General features: G+C 62.1%; 19 protein-coding genes. 1 reads left to right on the top strand and 18 read right to left on the bottom strand.

Features of this window, described 5'->3' with window-relative positions:
- The 13 genes from AB5164_RS06950 to tmk form a co-directional block, all read right to left on the bottom strand.
- Positions 1-949: hypothetical protein (locus tag AB5164_RS06950; RefSeq protein WP_368147920.1), on the bottom strand; the 949-nt coding region annotated here is incomplete at its 3' end.
- A gap of 126 nt (positions 950-1,075) precedes the next feature.
- Positions 1,076-2,161, bottom strand: coding sequence for an isocitrate/isopropylmalate dehydrogenase family protein (locus AB5164_RS06945; RefSeq protein ID WP_368143187.1), 1,086 nt, complete (start codon positions 2,159-2,161; stop codon positions 1,076-1,078).
- A gap of 6 nt (positions 2,162-2,167) precedes the next feature.
- Complete coding sequence (locus tag AB5164_RS06940; RefSeq protein WP_368143188.1) at positions 2,168-2,866, bottom strand: HEAT repeat domain-containing protein; 699 nt, start codon at positions 2,864-2,866, stop codon at positions 2,168-2,170.
- 15 nt (positions 2,867-2,881) lie between these two features.
- The gene (locus tag AB5164_RS06935; protein ID WP_368143189.1) at positions 2,882-3,310 is read right to left on the bottom strand and encodes a hypothetical protein; all 429 of its coding nucleotides are present in this window, start codon (positions 3,308-3,310) and stop codon (positions 2,882-2,884) included.
- A gap of 5 nt (positions 3,311-3,315) precedes the next feature.
- Positions 3,316-4,395: an NAD(P)-dependent oxidoreductase gene (locus AB5164_RS06930; protein ID WP_368147919.1), complete on the bottom strand. Its 1,080-nt coding sequence runs from the start codon at positions 4,393-4,395 to the stop codon at positions 3,316-3,318.
- A 98-nt stretch (positions 4,396-4,493) separates the two neighbouring features.
- Positions 4,494-5,447 carry a DegV family protein gene (locus tag AB5164_RS06925; protein ID WP_368142443.1) on the bottom strand — a complete coding sequence of 318 codons (954 nt, stop codon included), beginning with the start codon at positions 5,445-5,447 and terminating at the stop codon, positions 4,494-4,496.
- A gap of 79 nt (positions 5,448-5,526) precedes the next feature.
- Positions 5,527-6,111: a ribosome hibernation-promoting factor, HPF/YfiA family gene (gene hpf / locus AB5164_RS06920; RefSeq protein WP_035137685.1), complete on the bottom strand. Its 585-nt coding sequence runs from the start codon at positions 6,109-6,111 to the stop codon at positions 5,527-5,529.
- A gap of 317 nt (positions 6,112-6,428) precedes the next feature.
- Complete coding sequence (locus AB5164_RS06915) at positions 6,429-7,454, bottom strand: substrate-binding periplasmic protein (protein WP_368142444.1); 1,026 nt, start codon at positions 7,452-7,454, stop codon at positions 6,429-6,431.
- Between the two features lie 732 nt (positions 7,455-8,186).
- Positions 8,187-9,296, bottom strand: coding sequence for a hypothetical protein (locus AB5164_RS06910; RefSeq protein ID WP_368142442.1), 1,110 nt, complete (start codon positions 9,294-9,296; stop codon positions 8,187-8,189).
- A 10-nt stretch (positions 9,297-9,306) separates the two neighbouring features.
- Positions 9,307-10,113 carry a ComFC family protein gene (locus AB5164_RS06905; RefSeq protein ID WP_368142441.1) on the bottom strand — a complete coding sequence of 269 codons (807 nt, stop codon included), beginning with the start codon at positions 10,111-10,113 and terminating at the stop codon, positions 9,307-9,309.
- A 101-nt stretch (positions 10,114-10,214) separates the two neighbouring features.
- Positions 10,215-11,915: a PSP1 domain-containing protein gene (locus AB5164_RS06900; protein WP_368142440.1), complete on the bottom strand. Its 1,701-nt coding sequence runs from the start codon at positions 11,913-11,915 to the stop codon at positions 10,215-10,217.
- On the bottom strand, positions 11,906-13,033 hold the full coding sequence (locus AB5164_RS06895; RefSeq protein ID WP_368142439.1) for a DNA polymerase III subunit: 1,128 nt from the start codon (positions 13,031-13,033) through the stop codon (positions 11,906-11,908). The genes AB5164_RS06900 and AB5164_RS06895 overlap by 10 nt, the downstream gene beginning before the upstream one ends.
- Position 13,034: 1 nt before the next feature.
- Complete coding sequence (tmk, locus tag AB5164_RS06890) at positions 13,035-13,718, bottom strand: dTMP kinase (RefSeq protein WP_368142438.1); 684 nt, start codon at positions 13,716-13,718, stop codon at positions 13,035-13,037.
- A gap of 296 nt (positions 13,719-14,014) precedes the next feature.
- Here tmk and AB5164_RS06885 point away from each other — a divergent pair, with 296 nt between their 5' ends.
- Positions 14,015-14,983, top strand: coding sequence for a zinc-ribbon domain-containing protein (locus tag AB5164_RS06885; RefSeq protein ID WP_368142437.1), 969 nt, complete (start codon positions 14,015-14,017; stop codon positions 14,981-14,983).
- Positions 14,984-15,134: 151 nt separating this feature from the next.
- Here AB5164_RS06885 and AB5164_RS06880 read toward each other — a convergent pair whose 3' ends face one another.
- From AB5164_RS06880 to AB5164_RS06860, 5 genes are all read right to left on the bottom strand, one after another.
- Positions 15,135-17,729, bottom strand: a complete 2,595-nt coding sequence (locus AB5164_RS06880) for a DNA topoisomerase I (RefSeq protein WP_368142436.1) — start codon at positions 17,727-17,729, stop codon at positions 15,135-15,137.
- A gap of 54 nt (positions 17,730-17,783) precedes the next feature.
- The gene (hypB, locus tag AB5164_RS06875) at positions 17,784-18,467 is read right to left on the bottom strand and encodes a hydrogenase nickel incorporation protein HypB (RefSeq protein WP_006235936.1); all 684 of its coding nucleotides are present in this window, start codon (positions 18,465-18,467) and stop codon (positions 17,784-17,786) included.
- Between the two features lie 55 nt (positions 18,468-18,522).
- Positions 18,523-18,879, bottom strand: coding sequence for a hydrogenase maturation nickel metallochaperone HypA (gene hypA, locus AB5164_RS06870; protein ID WP_368142435.1), 357 nt, complete (start codon positions 18,877-18,879; stop codon positions 18,523-18,525).
- A 6-nt stretch (positions 18,880-18,885) separates the two neighbouring features.
- Positions 18,886-19,680 carry a twin-arginine translocase subunit TatC gene (tatC, locus tag AB5164_RS06865; protein WP_368142434.1) on the bottom strand — a complete coding sequence of 265 codons (795 nt, stop codon included), beginning with the start codon at positions 19,678-19,680 and terminating at the stop codon, positions 18,886-18,888.
- The coding region (locus AB5164_RS06860) for a twin-arginine translocase TatA/TatE family subunit (RefSeq protein WP_368147918.1) at positions 19,680-20,178 on the bottom strand (499 nt) is incomplete at its 5' end. The genes tatC and AB5164_RS06860, both read right to left, overlap by 1 nt.

Raw genomic sequence — 20,178 nt, 5'->3', positions numbered from 1 at the left:
GCTTGTAGGTGGCACTATCGGCAGTAAAGGCATCGTCAGCGAAGGCCTTAGCGTAGGTGCTATCGGCGTCCTTCCAGGTACCCTTTTCGCTATCCCACTCGTCGCCGGCAAGGTTGATGATGTAGTCGGCGTAGTCCTTGCTCGCGGTCTCCTCGTTGCCGTCAGCAGGCTCGGTCGGAGCAGTCGGCATGCTTGCGGAGCTATCGCCCACCTTCTTCTTGTAGAGCTTCTGCAGCGTCGCGGACTGACGGACGATCTGCTTAGCCTGATCCTTGGACACACCATACTGCGTGGCCATGGTCTTGTAGTCGGAGGTGCCGATGGAATCCTCGGCGTACTTCTTCATTTCCTTAGAAGAGACGGTGATGCCCTCGTCCTCGGCAGCGTCCAGCAGGATCTTGTTGCGCACGTAGGACAGGATGACGTCGGCAGAGGGAGCGGTGTAGTTGCCATCGCTATCCTTGACGGTGTCGAGGCTGTACTGGCTCTCAATGGCCTCGCGCGCGGTGATGTCGCTCTTCTTGCCGTTGTAGCTATAGCTTGCCACGGTCGAATCGAGCTGGTCCTCGGTCAGGGTCGCCGAGCCAACACCCTTGCCGCCAAAGCCGCCATTGCCAATAAAGAAGCCGACCACAGCAGCGATCACGACGGCAACCACAAAGGCGGCAATCATCGTCTTCTTGTGCTTGGATGCATGGTCGTCTTCATCGGAGTCGTCCTCGTCCTGCTCCTCGGGCATGAGGTTCTCGTCAGCGGCATCCGCGGCAATCTGAGCCTCCAGGCGGGCGTCCTCCTCCTCGGCGGTCGTGCCGGCAGCAATGTGCTCGGCAGACGTACCGGCGACCAGGTCGATCTTCTCGTCCTCGTCACCGTCGGGGCCTTCGCCGCGCTCGATGATCTGGATGCCGTCGATCTCGTCCTTCTCGTCCTTCTTTTGAATCAGACCCATATCAGTTACTCCTTGTTAGGAAACATAGTCCGCAATAGAATACGCCCGACAGAGCGCCGGGCGTATTGATTCTTAGGTTATACGCAAACACTTAAGTACTATTTAGGCGTTTGCAGTCTGCATGCCTTAGGCCAGGTGCGCGATAACGGCATCGGCAAAGGCCTGCGTGCCCACAGCGCCCTCAACGGAGCCGGTCTGGGCACGACGAACGTCGCCGGTAACCTGCTCACCCTCGTCGAGCGTGGTAGAAACGGCAGCGCGAATGCGATTGGCCGCGTCGTTCTCGCCCAGGTGATCGAGCATCATAGCCGCAGACAGAATCTCGGCCGTGGGGTTAGCGATATCCTGGCCAGCGATATCGGGCGCGGAGCCGTGCGTCGCCTCGAAGATGGCGCAGTCGGCACCGATGTTGGAGCCGGGGGCCATCCCTAAGCCGCCCACGAGGCCGGCGCACAGGTCGCTCACGATGTCGCCGTACAGGTTGGGCAGCACCAGGACATCGAAGTCGTTGGGGTTCTGGACCAGGCCCATGCAGGTGGCGTCGACAATCTTGTCGTTGAACTCGATATCGGGATAGTTGGCGGCCACCTCGCGCGCCACGCGCAGGAACAGGCCGTCGGTCGCCTTCATGATGTTGGCCTTGTGCACGGCCGTCACCTTTTTGCGGCCGCAGCGGCGGGCATACTCAAAGGCATACTCCACAATGCGGTGGCTCTTGGCGATAGAGATTGGCTTGATCGAGATCGCGGAATCGGCGGCGAAGGTCTTTTGGCCCGAACGCTCGACAAGCTGCGAGAGCTCCTCGACCTCGGTAGCGCCCTCATCGAACTCGATGCCGGCGTAGAGGTCCTCGGTGTTCTCGCGCACGATAACCAGGTCGACGTCGCGGAAGCGCGAGCCGTCGCCCGGCTGCGACAGGCAGGGTCGCACGCAGGCGTACAGGTCGAAGTGCTTGCGCAGGGCCACGTTGACGCTGCGGAAACCCGTGCCGACCGGCGTGGTGATGGGGCCCTTGATGGCAACCTTGGTCTCGGCGACCGCATCGAGCACGTGCTGGGGCAGCGGCGTGCCAAACTCGTCCATGACGCCGGCACCGGCCTCCTGGACGTTCCAATTGATCTGGACACCGGCAGCCTCGACCACGCGGCGCATGGCCTGCGTAATCTCGGGACCGATACCGTCACCGGGAATCAGGACTACATCGTGCGCCATAATCTGTTACTCCTCGTCTTCGGCGTCGTCAGATTTTTTAACGCTAGCACGCTTCTTCTTTTTGGAGAGATCCAGGCCAAAACGTTTAACAAGCATTTCGCAAATCTCGCTCGAACGGGCCTTGAGATAGCTGCCCTTACCGTTCTCGGCATCGAACTTAAGGCGCAGCGCGAGCTTCTCGGCAACCTCGGCGTCGATCTCGCCCTGGCAAAACTCGTACAGGCAACCGAGCATGTCGCGATACTCAAGGTCGCCGTGGTAGCACTGGATGGCCTCGTCCAGGATGGGCCAAGCCTCGCGCGAACGCTCGACGCTCGTGGCACCCCACACGCACAGCAGGCGGAAGGCGGCATAGCGCAGCGTGGAGGAGATCTCGTCGAACAGTGCAGTCTCGGCGCCCTCAAAGGCATCGCCCAGCTGCTCGGGGCAGGTGGTAGCGAGCGCCGTCAGGGCATCGAGGGCCTCCCAGCGGGTCTGCGCCTCGGGGCGGTCGAGCGCCTCGATCAGCACGGGCACGCAGGGCACGACGCGCTGCGGATCGCGCTCGGCAAGCAGGTGCAGCACACGAGCGGCAAACTGGCGGATGCGGCGCGTGGGGCAGCCGAGCTCCTGGACCAGACGGTCGACGGCGTTCTCGTTCTCCTCTGCCAGCTGAAGCTGTGCCAGCTCCTCGTCGGTGAGCTGTTCGTCTTTGTTTTCTGCCATAGTTACCTCTTCTTACTATTTCTTAGCGTGCTTGCCAGCACCCTTGCTGTCATCGGTGACCGAGATGAGCTGTCGGTCGGCCGCGCCATTGCGACGCGCACGGCGGCGTTCCTCAGCGTCGCCCGCGTCGGCGACGGCGCGATGAGCCTTGTTGACGTTAAAGACCTCGTCGTGCTTGCGCCACGGACCGACGGACTCGCCAAAACTCATCTTAAGGCCGGCGATAAAGCCGCCGAGCCAGCCGATCGGCGCAAACTGCACCAGCGGGAACAGCGAAAACACCCAGGTCAGTAGAACGACTGCCGCCGCGCCCGCAAAGTTGGCAATCCAGTAGTCGCGCTTGGTGATGACGCGCTTTTCGCACGCCCACTGGCCGCACAAAAAGCCGATGTAGATCGCAAAGAGAAAGAGCACCAGCGCAAGTACCACGAACGTCCAGCTCATGGGCGCTACTCCTCGTGATGATGGCCGCAGCAGCACTCGTGGCCGTCGTCATGGCCGTGGCCGCCGCAGCACTCGTGGTCCTCACCATGGTGGTGGCCACAACCGCACTCGTGGTCGCCGCCATGCTCACCGCAACCGCAGCCGTCCTCGTGAGCGCCATGCTCCTCGGGACGATACTGCGACCAGTCCAGACCGGCGGCGATGGCGTCGGCCTCCTCCTTGTAAAGGACCGTGATGGCCTGGGTGCCCAGCTTGGCGCCACCAATGGCGTCGAGCATGTCATAGAGCGTAAAGGCGACGTCGGCGCCGGGCAGCGCGAGCTCACGATCGTCGGCGTAAGCGAGCGCCAGACGCAGGTCCTTAATGAAGTGCTCGACCATAAAGCCGGGCTTGTAGTCGCCGTCGAGCGCCTTGGGAGCCAGGCTCTCCATGGCGCCGGACTTACCGGTGCCGCCCAGGATCATCTCGCGGGTCTTCTCCAGGTCAAGGCCGCTCAGCTCGGCAAACGCCATGGCGTCTGCCATGCCGACCATGCAGGCGCCCAGCGACACCTGATTGGCGAGCTTGGCAGCCTGGCCCTTGCCGGCGCCGTCGAAGCAGCAGATGGTTGCCGCAAAGGTGGAAAGGATGTCGCGGACCGGGGCGATGTCGTTCTCGGTAGCGCCCACGATAGCCGTGAGCGTGCCGGCAATAGCGCCCGACTCGCCGCCGGTGACGGGACAGTCAAACGCCATGCGGCCGGAAACCTGGGCGGCCTCGGCAATGTCGCGCGCCAACTCGGGCGAGCTCGTGGTGAGGTCGATCAGGACCGCACCCGGCTTGGTGCACGCGAGCAGGCCGTCGCCCGCCAGGTAGAGTTCCTCGACCTCGGAGGGATAGCCCACCATGGTAAAGACAACGTCAGCGTTCGCCGCGGCATCGGCCGGCGTATCGGCCCAAGCGGCACCGCGCTCGATAAGCGCGGCGGCCTTAGACTTGGTGCGGTTGTTGACCGTGACGGGATAGCCAGCGTCCAGAATGTGGCCGGCAATGGGGGCACCCATAATTCCGGTGCCGATAAATGCGACAGAGAGCTTGTTTGCCATGAAACCTTTCCTTTTGGGTTGGGTGTTATTACCAGGTTGAATACTCGGTGCCAGCGTTTGGGCTGTGAGTCGAGGGTGATTACGGACGCAGCGCCTGCCTACTGGCCGCGCACCCGGCGGGCGATGCGGTCGGAAAGAGACGCCTTGTTGGCGCGGTTCTTACCCCAAAACGCGCAGCCCACCATGCCGGGGCCCACGTGCGAGCCGATGGTGGGACCCACGGAGCCGCGAATGATCGTGACGTCGGCGCAACCCTCCTCCTTGCGGATGGCGGCTTCGAGCCAGTCACCATCCTTTTCGGCATCGGCCGTCATGATGGCGATGGGCATGGTGCGATCGGGCACGTAGTTCTCGCGGAACGACTTGAGGATGGACTTGAGCGCCTTCTTGCGGCCGCGGTTGACGCCGATCAGCGACAGCGAGCCGGCCAGGTCGTAGGAGAGCTCGGGCTTGACATCGAGCTTTGCCGTGAGCTGCGCCGCCGCGGGCGGAATGCGGCCGCCGGCAGCCAGCGCGTCGAAGCTCTCGAGCGTAAAGTAGCCGTGGACGTAGGTCTTTGCCTCGTTTGCCCAATCGACCAGCTGCTTGGCGGTCAGTCCCGCCGAACGCTGGCGCACGGCCTCGAGCGCCAAGAGCGCGCCGGTCGCGCAGGGCAGGGCGTTGTCGACCACGTAGAGCTCAAAGTTGGGATACTCGGCGCGCACGGCATCTGCCGCCTGGCATGCGGAGTTGTAGCTCGACGACAGGGCCGAGGTAAAGCACAGGTAGACCGTGGGCGTGCCCTCTTTGGCGCACTCGGTAAAGAACTCGATATAGCGACCGAGCGACACGGCGGAGGTAGACACGCGGGCACCGTCACGCATGCGATCGTAGAACTCCTTAGGGCTCATACTCGACCAGATGTCGTCCGTGCGCTCCTCGCCATCGATAATGAAGGGAAAACCCAGGATATCGACATCGAGGTTCGCGGCGACCTCGGGGCTAAAGTCGCAGCAGGTATCGACGACGATGCGGCAACGGTTCGAATGACCGGCGGATGCGGCCTTGTCCATCAAAGCGACTCCTTACGTAAAAAGGCGGCCACCCGCATGGGATGGCCGCCAACCGTTAACTCATGCAAGTTAACGTATTTTACTCGTCAAGTGTTTCGATGCGGGGCTTGATGATGCCATATCCACCATTCTTACGGTGATACACCACATTGATGAGACCAGTCGTCGCGTTCTCGAACACGTAGAAGTCGTGGCCCAGCAGATCGGTCTGCACCAGCGCCTGCTCCTCAGTCATCGGGGTGACGTCGATGACCTTCTCGCGGACGAGCAGGTCGTCCTCCTCCTCGGGCAGCAGCAGGTCGGCCAGATCCTCGACGCGCTCGACCGGCGCGACATCCGCGGCGCTGGCACCGCCCTGGCGGTTGTCCACGACCTTGGTCTTGAACTTGCGCAGCTGGCGGGTGACCTTATCGGCGGAGAGGTCGATGGCGGCGTACATATCTGCACCGTGCTCGGCAACGCGAATCACCGAACCGCGGGCACGAACCGTGACCTCGACGATTGCCGGGTTGGGGTTCGAGGGGTTCTTCTCATAGCGAAGTACAACGTCGACCGTCATGGGCTCGATATCGAAAACCTTGAGCGCCTCGCCGATCTTCTCATCCACATGCGCACGCAGAGCATCGGTTACCGTCGTCTTGCGTCCAGAAACCTTGATATCCATACGTGGCTCCAATCTGCCTCGGGGACTTACTGTACTGGCTATGTACCCATTGCCGTGCATTTAATCACGCGGATTCCTAAAGACCCGAATAACGATTGCTTGATACCGCATACCGAAGTCTCGCACTTTTCTGTGGCAAAGTGCGCTATAGGAGGGAGCTGGCGGCTTTATATTTGGTCCCGAAAATTGGCTTTGACCTGCTGGTTTTATAGGGATGAAAAAGCCAGGCTCCCCTATTGGGGAAGCCCGGCAGTGCGTGTTGAAACCGTGAAGAGTCGTCCTTTCCAACGTATAGGAGACACCACCCCTAGCAATAACTAGCTATTGAGTTTGTTAATGTCGTCGTCAGTGATGGTGCCTTCCTGGCTGGACGATTTGTCCTCGGAGGATGCGGTCTCATTGTTGGAATCGGAAGACTCGCTGCCGGAGGACGTGGTCTCACTGGACTCAGAGTCGCCCGGTTGCACGTTAGCGCCCGAAACCGTCTTAGTGGTGAGGTCGTAGGGCGTCCTGCCATACCAGACGCAGTGAACCGCCTCGAGCGTGCCGTCGACCGTGATGTCGTCGAGGGCATCACTCACGGCACGGCACAGTTCGTCATTGGACGAGAGGCCCGCAACACCAAGCGTCGAGGGCGCCTCGAGCGCACCGACATAGGAGACCTCGCTCATCAGGCGTGCAAGATAGCCGGCGGCTGTGGAGTCGCAGATCACATAGTCGACCTCGCCGGACTCGAGCGCCTCGAAGCACTCGTTGATGTTGGAGTAGGTCTTTTGGTTGGCGGTGATGCTCTGCTTAGCAAGCGCCTCCTGCGAGGCCGAGGACATCTGAACGCCCAGAGTAGACGTGTTAAGGGTATCGGTGGAAACGCTTAGCGACCCACCATCGCTAGTTTTACCGAACACGGAAGTGGCATCGTACAGGCAGGTGCCGAGCGAGCTAATGTCCCCGTCCGTGGAGTTGATCTCGCCGATAAAGATATCGGCCTTTTTGTCGCCGAGCGCGGAACCTGCCGAGGACGCATCGACAAAGGCGACCTTAAGGCCCATGCGGCTTGCGAGGGCGCGGGCGGCGTCAACCGCATACCCCGTGAGCTCGCCGTCGGCGCCCTGCATGGCCTGCGGCGCATCGGAAGTATCGAGGGCGACCGTCAGGGTTCCGGGAGTGACCAGGGCATCGTCCGACACCGCCGGCGTGACGGTCTCGTACTCGATCTGGTCGATCGTGGGAGTCGTGAACGTAGACAGCGGGTTGAACGCGCATCCGCTCAGGCCCAAAACGGCGATGACCGCTGCGGTCCCAGCACCTAACCGAGCCGCGTGCATCAAGCTGCCCCTCACCATGTCCACTACCCTGCCTTCTGTGTCGTATACGATCCGTGCGTTGCGCGGAATATCAGGTTGTTCCCACCAGCTGACCTGGTATTTGACCCCACACTTGCGCACCGGGGTGTTTGCTCGGGAGGCCGCAGCCACCTTCACGACTGGCCCGCTCGCCCGCGAGGCGGTATTGCCCCAAAGAAAGTAGAACGGACGGTGCGGCTTACATCTAGGACGCGCCATGATCGCGCCGCGCGCACGCGGTCGCTTACGTGGATCCCTTTGACCGCGTCTGTCTTGGACTAGGACGGGCATTTCGTCCGCCCGCAACCACAGCCTGGCAGGAACGTAGCGCATTATAGCTAAGTTCAAGCTAAAGTTTAAGGTTAGGGGCGTTATTCGCATCGCGAGTACAGATTTCGCAGGTCAGGACGGGCCGCACGCGCTCTGATTGAGCCCGTCGCTCCCCTATGGAAAGCCCCAACACACCCGTCTTAGGGTGCCGTGGCCAAAAAATGGCAAATATGAGTACTGTTACCAATTTAGTAACAGGTAATTTTGGCCTCTCGGACAGATTTTGCGCTCAGTGCCGCCAACTTGATGCTTAGTTTTTCTACATTTGTTTATTATCTTCTTACTTTACGCCGCCTCCGAGTCCAAAATTCCTTGATTTTGCTGTTACTGATTTAGTGACAGTACTCATATTTGCCATATTTTGGCCAGGGCATATGATTAACCCCCTATTTTCGACGTGAATTAAACCGGCTTAAGCCCAAAACACGCCCGCAGCGTGTTAAATAGCGCCTCTTGCTTCTTTCTGCGAGCGTCAACACGGTTGCGATATCGCTTACTCATGCGCTGGTGGATGCGCCATGCGAGCGCTTCCATCGCTTCCATGTCACAGAGCATTTCGTTGTTGACCGTCGCGACCTCGATTCCCATAGTAATCAAGCCCGTGTTGCGCTTTTCATCATGGATACGTCCCCTCCGGGAGGAATGGCCCAGCTCACCGTTGTATTCCAGGTCAAACCGGGCTGTTTCCTGATACGCATCGCAAACTGCGTGCGACATCCCCGAGATTGCCTGCGCGCGGTCATCGAACTCAATCTTGTAGTCGGTCTTAAAGGGACCGCAGGCAAATCCGCCATAGGAAAACGGAAGCGAAAACAGAGCGAGCATGATGCACTCCATGGGCGAGCGCAGGTTTTCTGACAAGTAGGGACACAAACGCTGCAGTTGTTTGGCCGCATTCCCCTTGCATACCGCGAGGTAATCTGCCAGACGATCGGGCGTCAGCACCGGCTCAACCTCAAAGTAGCCCACATCTGCTGGCCGGTCCTTGTCCTTTGCAAGTTTATTCGTAACAGGCGAGGTGTAGGGAGGCAGATACTTCCCGCGGTCACTCAGCGAAATCTTAGAGCACAGCTCCTGAGCCAGGGCAAATGCCTGGATGCAGCCGACCTCGCGCGCAACGGCAGCACAAAGGGCCTCGGGAGATAGACTGTATACACCCGGCTCCACCTCTAGAATCGAGCCGGCAGGCAACCCGGAACACACGGACCAGCCCACGCCAGGCATGCGGCGGCGCTGCGCCGCAGATCCCACCAGCAAGCACAAATCCTCTTGCACCTCGCCGCTTGCGGCTCCAATACGCACCAAGTCGGGAAGATAGATGTCCTCGGTCGAGGGCGACGACGTGCGCAGCGCGCGGCGCTCTTCATCGGGATCGAGGTCCCTCCAGCTGATGTAACCCATTTGTCGGCGCTCGGCGCGCATCATGCGTAGCGCCGAGGCACCCGTCAGAATTACGGAAGCCGCTAGCTGTTCGCTTGTCGGCTCGTTGCGCCGCTCAATCTTCACTGCCACAAAACCACCCCTACCAAACGCGTGCGATAGCGAGGCCATCGACTGCTGCGGCGCCGGCGCGCTTGAGCTCCGCCGAGGCCGCTGCCATGGTCGCGCCCGTAGTAATGACATCATCGATAAGCAGCAGGCGGCAGCCGCGCACATCCTCGACTGTCTCGTACATGCCCCGGGCGTGTTCCCGGCGCTCATCGCGACCGAGCTCTCGCTGGTCACCGTGACCGTATTTGACCAGGGCGTCCAGCAACGGCACGCCCGAAAGATCGCAAAACGAGCGCGCGATTGCTTCCATATGGTCGAAACCACGCCGCCGAAACGCTGCCGCAGTCGCGGGCACAAATACCACCGCGTCGGCGCCGGACAGCACACTTCCGTAGCGATCGGGGGCTGCCACCTGGGCATGCAAGGCGGTGTCGTAGAGCAACTCCGCCAGATACGGTGCCAGACGACGCTCGCCCGCATCCTTGTACGCCTTGATGATGCGCGGCAACGGATGCGCGTAGACGGCACATGTCAGGCAGCGATCAAGCGCCTCGGCCATTGCCGAAGACGTGCCCTCGACCGAGCACTCGGTACACAGCAAATCCCCAAACGGGGCGCCGCATCGGATGCAGCTATGGCACGGATCGATGAGCACGAGCAACGCCAGACAATCCTGGCAGATCAGCGCACCGGAACGCTCGCAGCCGGCACATCGCGTGGGCGACAACGCCTCGAGCGCCTCGTATGTCGCGCGCTCGGCAAGCGGTAGCAATTCGTCCGCAAACGGTAGGACACCTGCACCTTGCAAGCGAGTCAATACGTTCAGATGTCTCTTCATGACACAACCCTCCCTACGCGAAGGCGAAGGGAGGGTTGTCGGTGTAGAGCCATGATACCCAGAGGCGCTGGGGTCAGGCGGGTTACATCCGCTTACGGACGTTATTCGCCGGCAGGCGGTTGCGGTGCAGACGAGGTGTGGGTCGAGCCTTCGCCACCGTCCTGGCGCGGCTTGCGGGAGCGACGGCGACGGCGACGCTTTTGACCCTGGTCGGTCGAGCCTTCGCCACCGCGATCCTCACGCGGTTCGCGCTCGTCGCGAGAGCCGCCGCGCGAAGCCTTGGCGGCAGCTCCCCCGCCATCGCCGGGGCGACGGCGCGTGACCTTGACTTCGCCATCCGAAACCTGATCGGCCACGGAAGGAACCGAGGGCTTCTGCTGCGTGCCCGAGGAATGGCGACGACGCGGACGTGGCGCGCGCTCCTCATCGCCACGCGGCTTGCCAGCCTTGTCGGCAGGCGCGTCGGAGGCCGAGGCGCCCTTGGGAGCGGCACCGGCTTCGCGAGCGGCTGCGGCGCGGAAGGCGTCCTCGCGCTCCTCGCTCGACAGGTGACGGCGACGACGGCGCGTGGGGTTCATGCCACCGCCGCGGTTTTGCTGCTGGGGCTGGTGAGCCTCACGCTCGCGGGAAGCGTTCTTGCCCGCGGTCTCGCCATTGTCGACGGACGCTGCGCGTTTGCGGCGGCGACGGCCATCGGCCGCCTCCTCGGCCTCAGGCGCCTCGACCTTGCCGCGGCCCTTTCCGCGGCCACGGCCCTCGCCCTGGCCCTGGCCCTGACCGGAGCGAGCATCGGATTCGGCATCGCGGCGACGGCGCTTGGGCATCGACGTGCCGGCCAGACGGTCGGCACTCGACAGGCCATCGCCCACGTCGACGCCGTTCTCGCGATCGAGTTCCATGAGCGCCAGGCGCATCTCGGGCGACTCGATGCGCTCGAGCACGTCACGCGTCACGCAGTCGGGGCGGCAGTTGCAGCCCTGCTCGGCGGCCTTCTTTTTGCAGCCCTCCGAGCACGTCATATCGGCCAGGTTGACCTTAAAGACTTTGCCGTTCTCCAGGCGCAGCACCAGCTGCTCACGCGGCGTGTCATATTCCTGGATACGCGCCTTGCCGAGCGGCGTATCGATGAGCGTCTTCTTTTTGGGCGCGCGGCTCTTAAAGTCCTTGTACGCCTCGAACTCATAGCGCAGGCAGCACATCAGGCGGCCGCAAACGCCGCTGATCTTGGACGAGTTGAGCGGCAGGTCCTGCTCTTTTGCCATGCGAATCGAGACGGGCTCAAACTGTCCGCCAAAGCGCGTGCAGCAGAGCTCCTGTCCGCATTGGGCATAGCCGCCCACCAGGCGGGTCTCATCGCGCACGCCGATCTGACGCATGTCGACGCGAATGTGCAGCGTCGAGGACAGGTCCTTGACGAGCTGACGAAAATCGACGCGTTCCTCGGCCGCAAAGTAGAACACGGCCTTCTCGCCGCCAAACAGGTACTCGACGCCGACCGGCTTCATCTCGAGGTCGAGCTCTTTGACGAGACGGCGGAAATCGACCATCGCCTCGTCGCCCTGGATGGCCAGGTCGTCGGCAAGCTGCAGGTCGATGTCGCTCGCCACGCGCAGCACGGGCTTGAGCGGCTGGCCGATCTCATCTTGCGGCACCTCGAAGGGATCGGCCGTGACCAGGCCGATCTCGGTTCCGCGCTCGGTGGAGCAAATGGCATAATCGGCCTCGAGGATATCCAGATCCTGCGGGTCAAACCACAGGTCGCGCGAGGCGTAGGTAAACTTAACGGGTACGACTAACGGCATTTCAGTGCCTTCCTGATATCGAACAGCATGACCTCGATGGCCAGCTGGGGAGTAACGTTTCTGGCGATGTTGCGCTCAGCCGTGGCAACCGCCTCGAGCGCCTGGGTGGCACCCGCAACATTCGTCGCCGCGGCAAGCCGCCCGATCGTGTCGCGCACGTCCTCGTTCACAACGCCTGCCGCCTCGTCCTGAAGTGTCAGCAGCACGTCGCGCATGAGCGTCCGCGCGCTCGCCAGCGCTTCCATGATACCCGAACGCTCGCGCGCGTTGAGTTCGCGCTTGTTGCGGTCCTCAAGCTGCTTCAATGCTCCACGCGACAGGTAGTCGGCGTTTTGCTCGAGCACCTTTTCCTGTGTGGACTTGACCTCGGCGAGCGGAGCCTTAACGGCGACAATAAGCGACTTGGCGCGGCTGAGCACATCGGCCTCATCGGCAGCGATGAGCGAGTCGATGGCGCGGAGCATCTGGCGGCGAGCATCCTGGCGCTCGGCGCTCTTAAGGAACTCGATGCCGCGCGTAGGACTCCCCGCCACGGCGACCGCCATGCGGCAACGCGCGAGATCCTGACCCGTCGCGCGACTCACGGCACGCGCGGCCACGGCGGGCGACACCAGCCGAAACGGCACGCACTGGCAGCGGCTCACGATGGTGGGCAGCATCACGTCGGCGGAGGTGCCCAGCAAGATAAACATTACGCCCTCGGGCGGCTCCTCGAGTGTCTTGAGCAGTGCGTTGGCGGTGTTAGCGCGCAGCTGCTCGGCACGGTCGATGATGTAGACCTTGGCCTTGGCACGGATGGGCGCCAGCGGCACGTCATCGAGCAACTCGCGGGTCTGGGCAATGAGGTAGCCCGTGGCGCTCTCGGGCGTGTAATAGTGCACGTCGGGGTGTGTGTGCCGCGCAACGCGCACGCAGCTGTCGCATGCGCCGCAGCCGTCCTGCTCGCACAGGAAGGCCTGGGCGAGCGCCCATGCGGCATCGAGCTTGCCGGCGCCGGGAGCGCCCAAAAACAGGTAGGCGTGCGATGCGCGGCCGCTGGCGACGGCGTTGGTCAAAAAGTCGCGCACGCGCTCTTGGGTGTCGAGCTTGGCCAGCAGGCTTGCCTGAGCGGGGGCCACGTTACTCGGCCTCCTTGGCAAGTGCGGCGGCGACGGCGTCTTGCGGAATGTCGAGACCGTACGCGCGAACCTGCTCGACCGTCTTCGCAAAGACTTCCTCGATGGTCGCGGTAGCGTCGATGAGCTTTACGCGGGCGGGTTCCTCGGCAGCAATGCTGCAGAATCCCTGGTAAACGCGCTCTTGGAATGCCATGCCTTTTGCCTCCATGCGGTCGGCCGCGCCACGAGCTGCCATGCGTAGCGCCGCCTGCTCGGGCGTGATGTGATAGACGAGCGTGAGCGCCGGGTGCGTCCCCGCGACGGCCAGGTTGTTGGCATCGCGCACCATCTGGCGATCGAGGCCATCGGCAAACGCCTGGTAGCAGGTCGTGGAATCGTAGAAACGGTCGCACAGGACTACCTTGCCGGCAGCGAGGGCGGGAGCTATGACCTCGTGCACCAGCTGGGCACGCGCTGCCTCGTAGAGCAGCAACTCGCAGGTGTCGCCCATCGCCGTGTTGGCGGGGTCGAGCAGCAGAGCGCGGATCTTTTCGCTAATGGCGGTGCCGCCCGGCTCGCGCAGGCTCACAACCTGGTAGCCAGCGAGCTCGAGCGCGCGGGCAAGCAGACGCGCCTGCGTGGACTTGCCGGCGCCATCGACGCCCTCGAGCGTGATAAAGCTATGTTGAGCGGGCTCAAAAGCCATGAGCGCAGCCCCTTCCTACAAGGCGCGTAAATGCAGATATACCAACCAAGCCATGATACCCCAGCGTCCGGCGCACCCCAAATCGGACCTAGTCATTGGGCACGTTCTTAAATGACTAGTCGTTCAAGAACGTGCCCAATGACTAAAGGTGCCTTTCTAAAGTTGCGGTGAAATAGGGGCTGATTGAAGCTCTGAGATCGCCAAACAGTCCCTATTTCACCGCAACTTATGATGGGGAATTTTGAACGGTGGGTATAATCGTCGTATTGCATTGAAATGTGGCGAAAGGAGTGGCAATGTCTCGGTATTGCGCCTCGTGCGGCAAGCTTCTTGCAGATGATGCCAAGTTCTGCACCTCGTGCGGTGCACCCGTTGAGCAGACAACCGCGAGCAATGGCCAGCCCGCGTTTGAGCAGACCGGCTCCCTCGATACGCCGCAAGCTAAGCCGGACGACCCCCTCGCCTATCGCCCCGACCCCGCTGCCGGTCCCGCGGCGGTCGAAACGACGCAGCGCATACCCGTCGCGGACACCCCGCCCCAACAGGAACCGGCGTCTGCGTACGCGTCTGATTCACCGCAGGCCCCCGCCGCAAAAAAGAGCGCTACCAAGGCGCTTATCGCCGTTATCGTTGTGCTGGTGGCAATCATCATCGCCCTGGTCATTTTCTTTGTGATCAAGCCGTTCGACAACGCTGCCACGCAGACGACTGCCGAGGTTACCAAGCTGCACCATGATGTCGACTCCGACGACCTTAAGCCCCTTGGCAACCTCAATAGCCTTTACGACGATGATGATGACGGCGAAGCAACCCTCTCCGAGCAAAACCTCTACCGTCGTCTGAGCGAATACTACGACCTGCTCGAAGATCTCGATAGCCAGGTCCGTGCCTGCGCAGAGGCGTTCAATGGCGGTTATCTGGAAGAGGACCGTACCGCCCGTCAAAATCTCGCTGATGTCGCCGAGCGCACGGAAGACACCATCGAACAGTACTACGATATCGTCGAGGACCTGGACGTCCCCATGAGCTCTAAGAACTACAGCTCCTGGAAAGACATCGTCGCCCTGTATGACGACCTGGACCACCGCATCGACGCGATCTGCGATGCCTGGGAGATCAGCCTAAAGTACGCAAAGCCCGCGGACCATAAGGACGAAATCGTGGCGCCGCTGGCAGGCGACAACGAGCCGGGAACCAACAGCAACAAGTACCGTCAGGACTTTGAGGACCGCTATCCCGGCGCCAAGCCCGTCGAGGTAAAGTAATCCCAACAACTGATCAAAACTTGCGGTGAAATAGGGATTAATTAGGCCTTTTGCCAGCAAAAACAGTCCCTATTTCACCGCAACTTAGAAGTGGGGCCGGGCGCGCATTTGCATTTGCGCGCCCGGCCCCGCCGTGTCTATATGTGCTCGGTTACTTGTCGTCGGCCGCCTTCTTGGTGGTCGTCTTTTTCGCGGCAGTCTTCTTGGCAGTCGACTTCTTGGCGGTCGAAGTCTTCTTTGCTGCTGTGGTCTTCTTCGCCGTGCTCGCCTTGGTCGCAGTCTTGCGGCCGCGGGCGGGCTTCTTCTCCTTGGTCGGGCAGTCCATGTTGACGCAGATACGCCACGGGCCGCGCGCCGTATTGACCACCACGATGGGGGCGCCGCACTCGGGACAGGTCTCGCCCGTCGCCTCGAGCTTGCCACGCGCCGGCAGCGGATAACTCACGCCGCAGTCGTCATAGTTGGTGCAGCGGATAAAGCGCTTGCCGCTCTTCTCGCTCTTGTGTGCGATCAGGTCGCCGTGACGCCCGGCCTCGGCACACACCTTGCACTCGCCCACCTTAAGATCAGGCTCGTAGTTGGTGGGGCACGTGGGGTTCACGCAAATCTCGAAGGCCTTTTGGCGGAACGGCTGGCACTTAATGCGCGGCGCACCGCACTCGGGGCACACGGCCGCCTCGCCCTCGAGCGGGCTTACCTTGACGCCGCTCGGCACCGGATAGGTCACGTCGCAGTCGGGCCAGCCCATGCAGCCGATAAAGCTGCCGCGGGTCTTGGCGCTCGTCTTCATAACCAAGTCCTTGCCGCACTTGGGGCAGGCACCCACGCGCGCATCGGCCGTGACGGCGTCGCTGATAGCGTCGCCCAGCTCCTGCGTATGCTTGAGCAGCTCGTCGAGCACGCCGGCCAGCAGCGCGCGCGAGTGCGTCACGACATGCTCTTCGGTGTCCTCGCCGCGCTCCACGCGGGTCATGTCGCCGTCGAGTTCGCTGGTCATATCGGGACTCGTGATGCGCGGGGCAAACTGCGACAGCGCATCGATAATGGCGATACCCAGCTGACTCGGCTCCACGGGATCGTTTTTGAGGTAACGCACGGCGTACAGGCGCTCGATGATGCTCGCGCGCGTGGACTTGGTGCCCAGGCCGCGCTTTTCCATCTCCTGCACGAGCTTGCCCTGGCTGTAGCGCGCGGGCGGCTCGGTCTGCTTGGCCTCGAGCTTAATGTCGAACACGTCGACCGTGTCGCCCTGCTCCAGCGGCGGCATCTGCTCGTCGCGCTTGAGTCCGTACGGGTACGCCTCGCGGAAACCCGGGGTCACGAGCACGTCGCCCGAAGCCACGAACGGCTCGCCGTTCACATCGAGCTCGAGCTTGGTGTTCTCGATGGTCGCAGGACCCATAAGCGTCGCCAGGAAGCGGCGGGCGATGAGATCGTAGAGCTTGCGCTGGCCGCCGTCGAGCGTGGACGGATCGCCCTCGCCCGTGGGGTAAATAGGCGGGTGGTCGGTGGTTTCGACTTTGCCGCGCGTGGGCTTCATGGGACCGGCGAGCACCTTTTTGCACACAGGCGCCAGCGCCGGGTTGATCTTTGCAAGGTCGCTCACCACGGCGCCCAGATCGAGCGTCGCGGGGTACACGGTGTTGTCGACACGCGGGTAGCTGATAAGACCCGCCATGTAGAGGGACTCGGCGATGCGCATGGTGCGTGCGGGCGAGATGCCCTCGGCCGCGGCGGCAGCCTGCAGCGAGGTGGTCGCAAACGGCGTGGGCGGCTGCTGCTTGCGCGAGCGCTTGGTCACCGCGGCGACGGTTGCCGTCGCAACGCCGTCGACATGGCCGTACGCCGTCTCGGCAGCGTCCTTGTCGGTAAAGCGTGCCGTCTTGTGAGCGATCTTAAAGCGGTCATCCTCGGCAGCACCCTGAGCGGCACCCATGCCGCGAATCTGCCAATAATCCTCGGGCACAAACGCCATGCGCTCGCGCTCGCGCTCAACCACCAGGGCAAGCGTCGGCGTCTGCACGCGGCCGGCAGAGCGCACGTTACCAAAGCCGCCAAACTTGGCAAGCGTCAGGTAACGCGTGAGCACCGCACCCCAGATGAGGTCGATGTGCTGACGGCTCTCGCCGGCGTCGGCCAGGTTCTGGTCGAGCGAGACGAGGTTATCGAAGGCCTGCGTGATCTCGGCCTTGGTAAACGAAGAATACTGGGCGCGGGCGACCGGCAGGTCGGGCGCAACCTCGCGCACCTTGTTGAGGGCGTCCGAACCGATCAGCTCGCCCTCGCGATCGAAGTCCGTGGCGATGATGACGCTGTCGGACTTCTTGGCAAGGTTCTTGAGCGAACGAATGAGCTCCTTCTCAGCCGGTAGTTTAATGACGGGCGCCCAGGTAAGATAGGGCAGACTCTCGAGCTTCCAGCCCTTGATGGAAATACCGTCGGCAAGGAACGGCTTACGCTTGGTGTCGTACGGCGGACGAGCCAGGCCATCGGGCATGTCGGCCGGCAGCATCTCGCCGTCCTCGGTGACCGAATACCAGCCCAGCTTTTTATCGAACAGCACGCTGTCGCAAAAATCGGGCGCAAGGATGTGACCGGCAAGGCCGATCGTCACACACTCCTCGCCCTTCCACTCAAAACGGTAGATGGCGGTGTTGTACACCTTGTCCTTTTTGGGCTTGCCCGTGGACAGACGCTCGGCGATCTGACGCGCGGCGTCGTTTTTCTCGGCGATGATGAGCTTCAAAAGAGGCTCCTATCTCGTGTCTCTGCGGCTGCGCCCGCGCTTGTGGCGGCCGACTTACGCCCTTGCTTGCTCGATCTGCCCGATGAGCCAATCGCACCAGGCATCCATGCCCTCGCCCTTGCGCGCGCTCACGGCAAACCGCGGCGCCTGCGGATTGAGGTCATCGAGTGTCTTAGTATACCTATCCATGTCAAAATCGAAAGCCGGGGCCACGTCGACCTTGTTGAGCAGCTGCGCGCCGGCGTGTTGGAAGATGCCCGGGTACTTGATGGGCTTGTCGTCGCCCTCGGGCACCGAGAGGATCATGATGGACAGGTTCTCGCCCAGGTCAAAGTCGACTGGGCAGACCAGGTTGCCCACGTTTTCGATAAAGATGACGTCGATGTTTTCCAGACCCACAGCCTGGTCGAAGGCGTCGACGGCCTCCATGATCATGTTGCCCTCGAGGTGGCACAGGCCGCCCGTGTTGATCTGAATGGCGGGCATGCCGGCTTCCTTCATGGTGATGGCGTCGACATCCGAGGCGATATCGCCCTCGATGACGGCACAGCGCAGGCCGGCCTTGTCGCGTAGGCGCTCGTTGGTGCCCAAAATCGTGGTTGTCTTACCCGAGCCGGGGCTTGACAGCACATTGATCACATAGGTGTTTGTCTCATTAAATCGCTGACGCAGTTGATCTGCCAGGCGCTCATTGCGCGACAGAATCGGCGATGCGATATCAATCGTTTTCTCGGCCATACTTAGCGCTCCTTACTTTAGCCCCTTTGTACCCCGTCCCCAGGTGGCTGGCGGGCTAATCGTCGGGGGTTTCGATTTCGATACTGGCGATGTCGAGCTCGCGGCCGTGCAGCAGACGCACGTTGGCGCCGTCACATTGGGGACAACGGCAATGGAAACGGTCGTGCTCAAAGACCTCACCGCAGTCCAAGCACTCGCTTTGTGGATGGACCTCCTCCACGGCAAGCTCGCAGCCGCGCGTGAGCGGGTCCTCGTCACGAAATGTCTCCCACGCAAAGTCGAGCGCCTCGCGCACGACCTCGGTCATATCCCCGATACGCAGCGTTACCAAAACGGCGCGCGAGGCCCCCGCCCCACGCGCCGCGCGAATCACTGTATCGAGTATGCCGTTGACAATGCCAACCTCGTGCATACCGATTTACTCCTCGTCGTCCTCTTCGTCGTCCGAAAACAGGTCCAGACGGCTCACAAACAAGCCCTCCTTGCCCTCGCGCGCGGTAATGACCACACGGGCGATGGCAAGCGAAATCTCGTAGAGCGAGAGCAGGGCGCCATACATGAGGCCCAGCGTAACGGGCGAGCCGTCGGGCGTAATCACAGCCGAGCCCACAAGCAGGCCAACGTACACGAAACGCCAGGCACTGCGGAAGGCCGCATAGGACACAATATGGAAGACGGAAAGGTAGAAGATGATGAGCGGCAGCTCAAACGCCACACCAAAGCCAATCATAAAGAGCAGCTCCATGTTGACATAGTTCTCCAGGTCGGGCAGCGCCGTAGCGACGGCCGAGGTCTCGCCGATGAGCCACTCAAAGCCTGCAGGGATGATGATGAAGTAGCAAAAGATAGCGCCCAGGAAGAACAACACCGTCGAGGCGAGCACCGTGGGCACGACCCACTTGCGCTCGTTGGGGCGAAGCGCCGGCAAGAAAAACGCCAAGATCTGCCAGATGATCATGGGCGTGCACATGACAACGGCCATCTTGATGGCCAGCGAGAAGCGCAAGCCAAAGCCGCCGAGCGTGGTAGTGATGTAGAACTTACCGTCCGGCACAAAGGAGCGGATGGGATCTTCCAGGATGTCGAGCACAACAGGCGTGGCGAAATACAGCACGATAGCGGCGGCAAACACCGACACGACCACGATGGTCAGGCGGCGACGGAGCTCTCCCAGGTGATCGAAGAGCGGCATACGCGCAGGTCCGATAGGCATTACTCATCGCCTCCCTTCGGGGCAGCGGTGTCGTCCTCGGCCTCGAGCTCGCGAGCGAGCTGGTCGACGACGGCCTTGCGCTTGCGGGGACGACGGGCGTAGAGATCGGCCGTCGTGGGCTCTGCCGGCTCGGGCTCGGGCTCCGGCTCTGCAGCAAGCTCGGGCTCGGCGGCGGCAGGCTCGGCCTTGGCGGGCTCGGCCTCATCAGCAGCGCCTTCGCCCTCAGCAGCACCCTCGCTCGCGGCCTTCTCGGCAGCAAGACGGGCACGGCGCTCGGCAAAGGTCTCCTTCTTTGCGGACGCAGCCGTCTCGGCGGCGCCCTCGTCCGCATCGGAATCGTCGTCGACGGCAGCCTTCTTGGGCTTGACCGGAGCCGACGCGGCCTCGCTTACCGGATCGATGATCTCGGACTGAACAACGGCCGTCATCTTTTCCTGCGTCTCGCGGAACTGACGGATAGCACGGCCGATCGTGCGGCCCATCTGTGGGAGCTTATCC

This window comes from Collinsella aerofaciens (assembly GCF_040915425.1).
GTDB classification, from domain to species: Bacteria; Actinomycetota; Coriobacteriia; order Coriobacteriales; family Coriobacteriaceae; genus Collinsella; species Collinsella aerofaciens_BW.
This window is presented reverse-complemented; position numbering and strand designations above follow the sequence as displayed.

Excerpts from the sequence above, each read along its gene's own strand:
- AB5164_RS06945 (WP_368143187.1), bottom strand. The coding sequence starts at position 2,161 with ATGGCGCACGATGTAGTCCTGATTCCCGGTGACGGTATCGGTCCCGAG.
- AB5164_RS06940 (WP_368143188.1), bottom strand. The coding sequence starts at position 2,866 with ATGGCAGAAAACAAAGACGAACAGCTCACCGACGAGGAGCTGGCACAG.
- AB5164_RS06935 (WP_368143189.1), bottom strand. The coding sequence starts at position 3,310 with ATGAGCTGGACGTTCGTGGTACTTGCGCTGGTGCTCTTTCTCTTTGCG.
- AB5164_RS06930 (WP_368147919.1), bottom strand. The coding sequence starts at position 4,395 with ATGGCAAACAAGCTCTCTGTCGCATTTATCGGCACCGGAATTATGGGT.
- AB5164_RS06925 (WP_368142443.1), bottom strand. The coding sequence starts at position 5,447 with ATGGACAAGGCCGCATCCGCCGGTCATTCGAACCGTTGCCGCATCGTC.
- hpf (WP_035137685.1), bottom strand. The coding sequence starts at position 6,111 with ATGGATATCAAGGTTTCTGGACGCAAGACGACGGTAACCGATGCTCTG.
- AB5164_RS06915 (WP_368142444.1), bottom strand. The coding sequence starts at position 7,454 with ATGGTGAGGGGCAGCTTGATGCACGCGGCTCGGTTAGGTGCTGGGACC.
- AB5164_RS06905 (WP_368142441.1), bottom strand. The coding sequence starts at position 10,113 with ATGAAGAGACATCTGAACGTATTGACTCGCTTGCAAGGTGCAGGTGTC.
- AB5164_RS06900 (WP_368142440.1), bottom strand. The coding sequence starts at position 11,915 with ATGCCGTTAGTCGTACCCGTTAAGTTTACCTACGCCTCGCGCGACCTG.
- tmk (WP_368142438.1), bottom strand. The coding sequence starts at position 13,718 with ATGGCTTTTGAGCCCGCTCAACATAGCTTTATCACGCTCGAGGGCGTC.
- AB5164_RS06885 (WP_368142437.1), top strand. The coding sequence starts at position 14,015 with ATGTCTCGGTATTGCGCCTCGTGCGGCAAGCTTCTTGCAGATGATGCC.
- hypB (WP_006235936.1), bottom strand. The coding sequence starts at position 18,467 with ATGGCCGAGAAAACGATTGATATCGCATCGCCGATTCTGTCGCGCAAT.
- hypA (WP_368142435.1), bottom strand. The coding sequence starts at position 18,879 with ATGCACGAGGTTGGCATTGTCAACGGCATACTCGATACAGTGATTCGC.
- tatC (WP_368142434.1), bottom strand. The coding sequence starts at position 19,680 with ATGCCTATCGGACCTGCGCGTATGCCGCTCTTCGATCACCTGGGAGAG.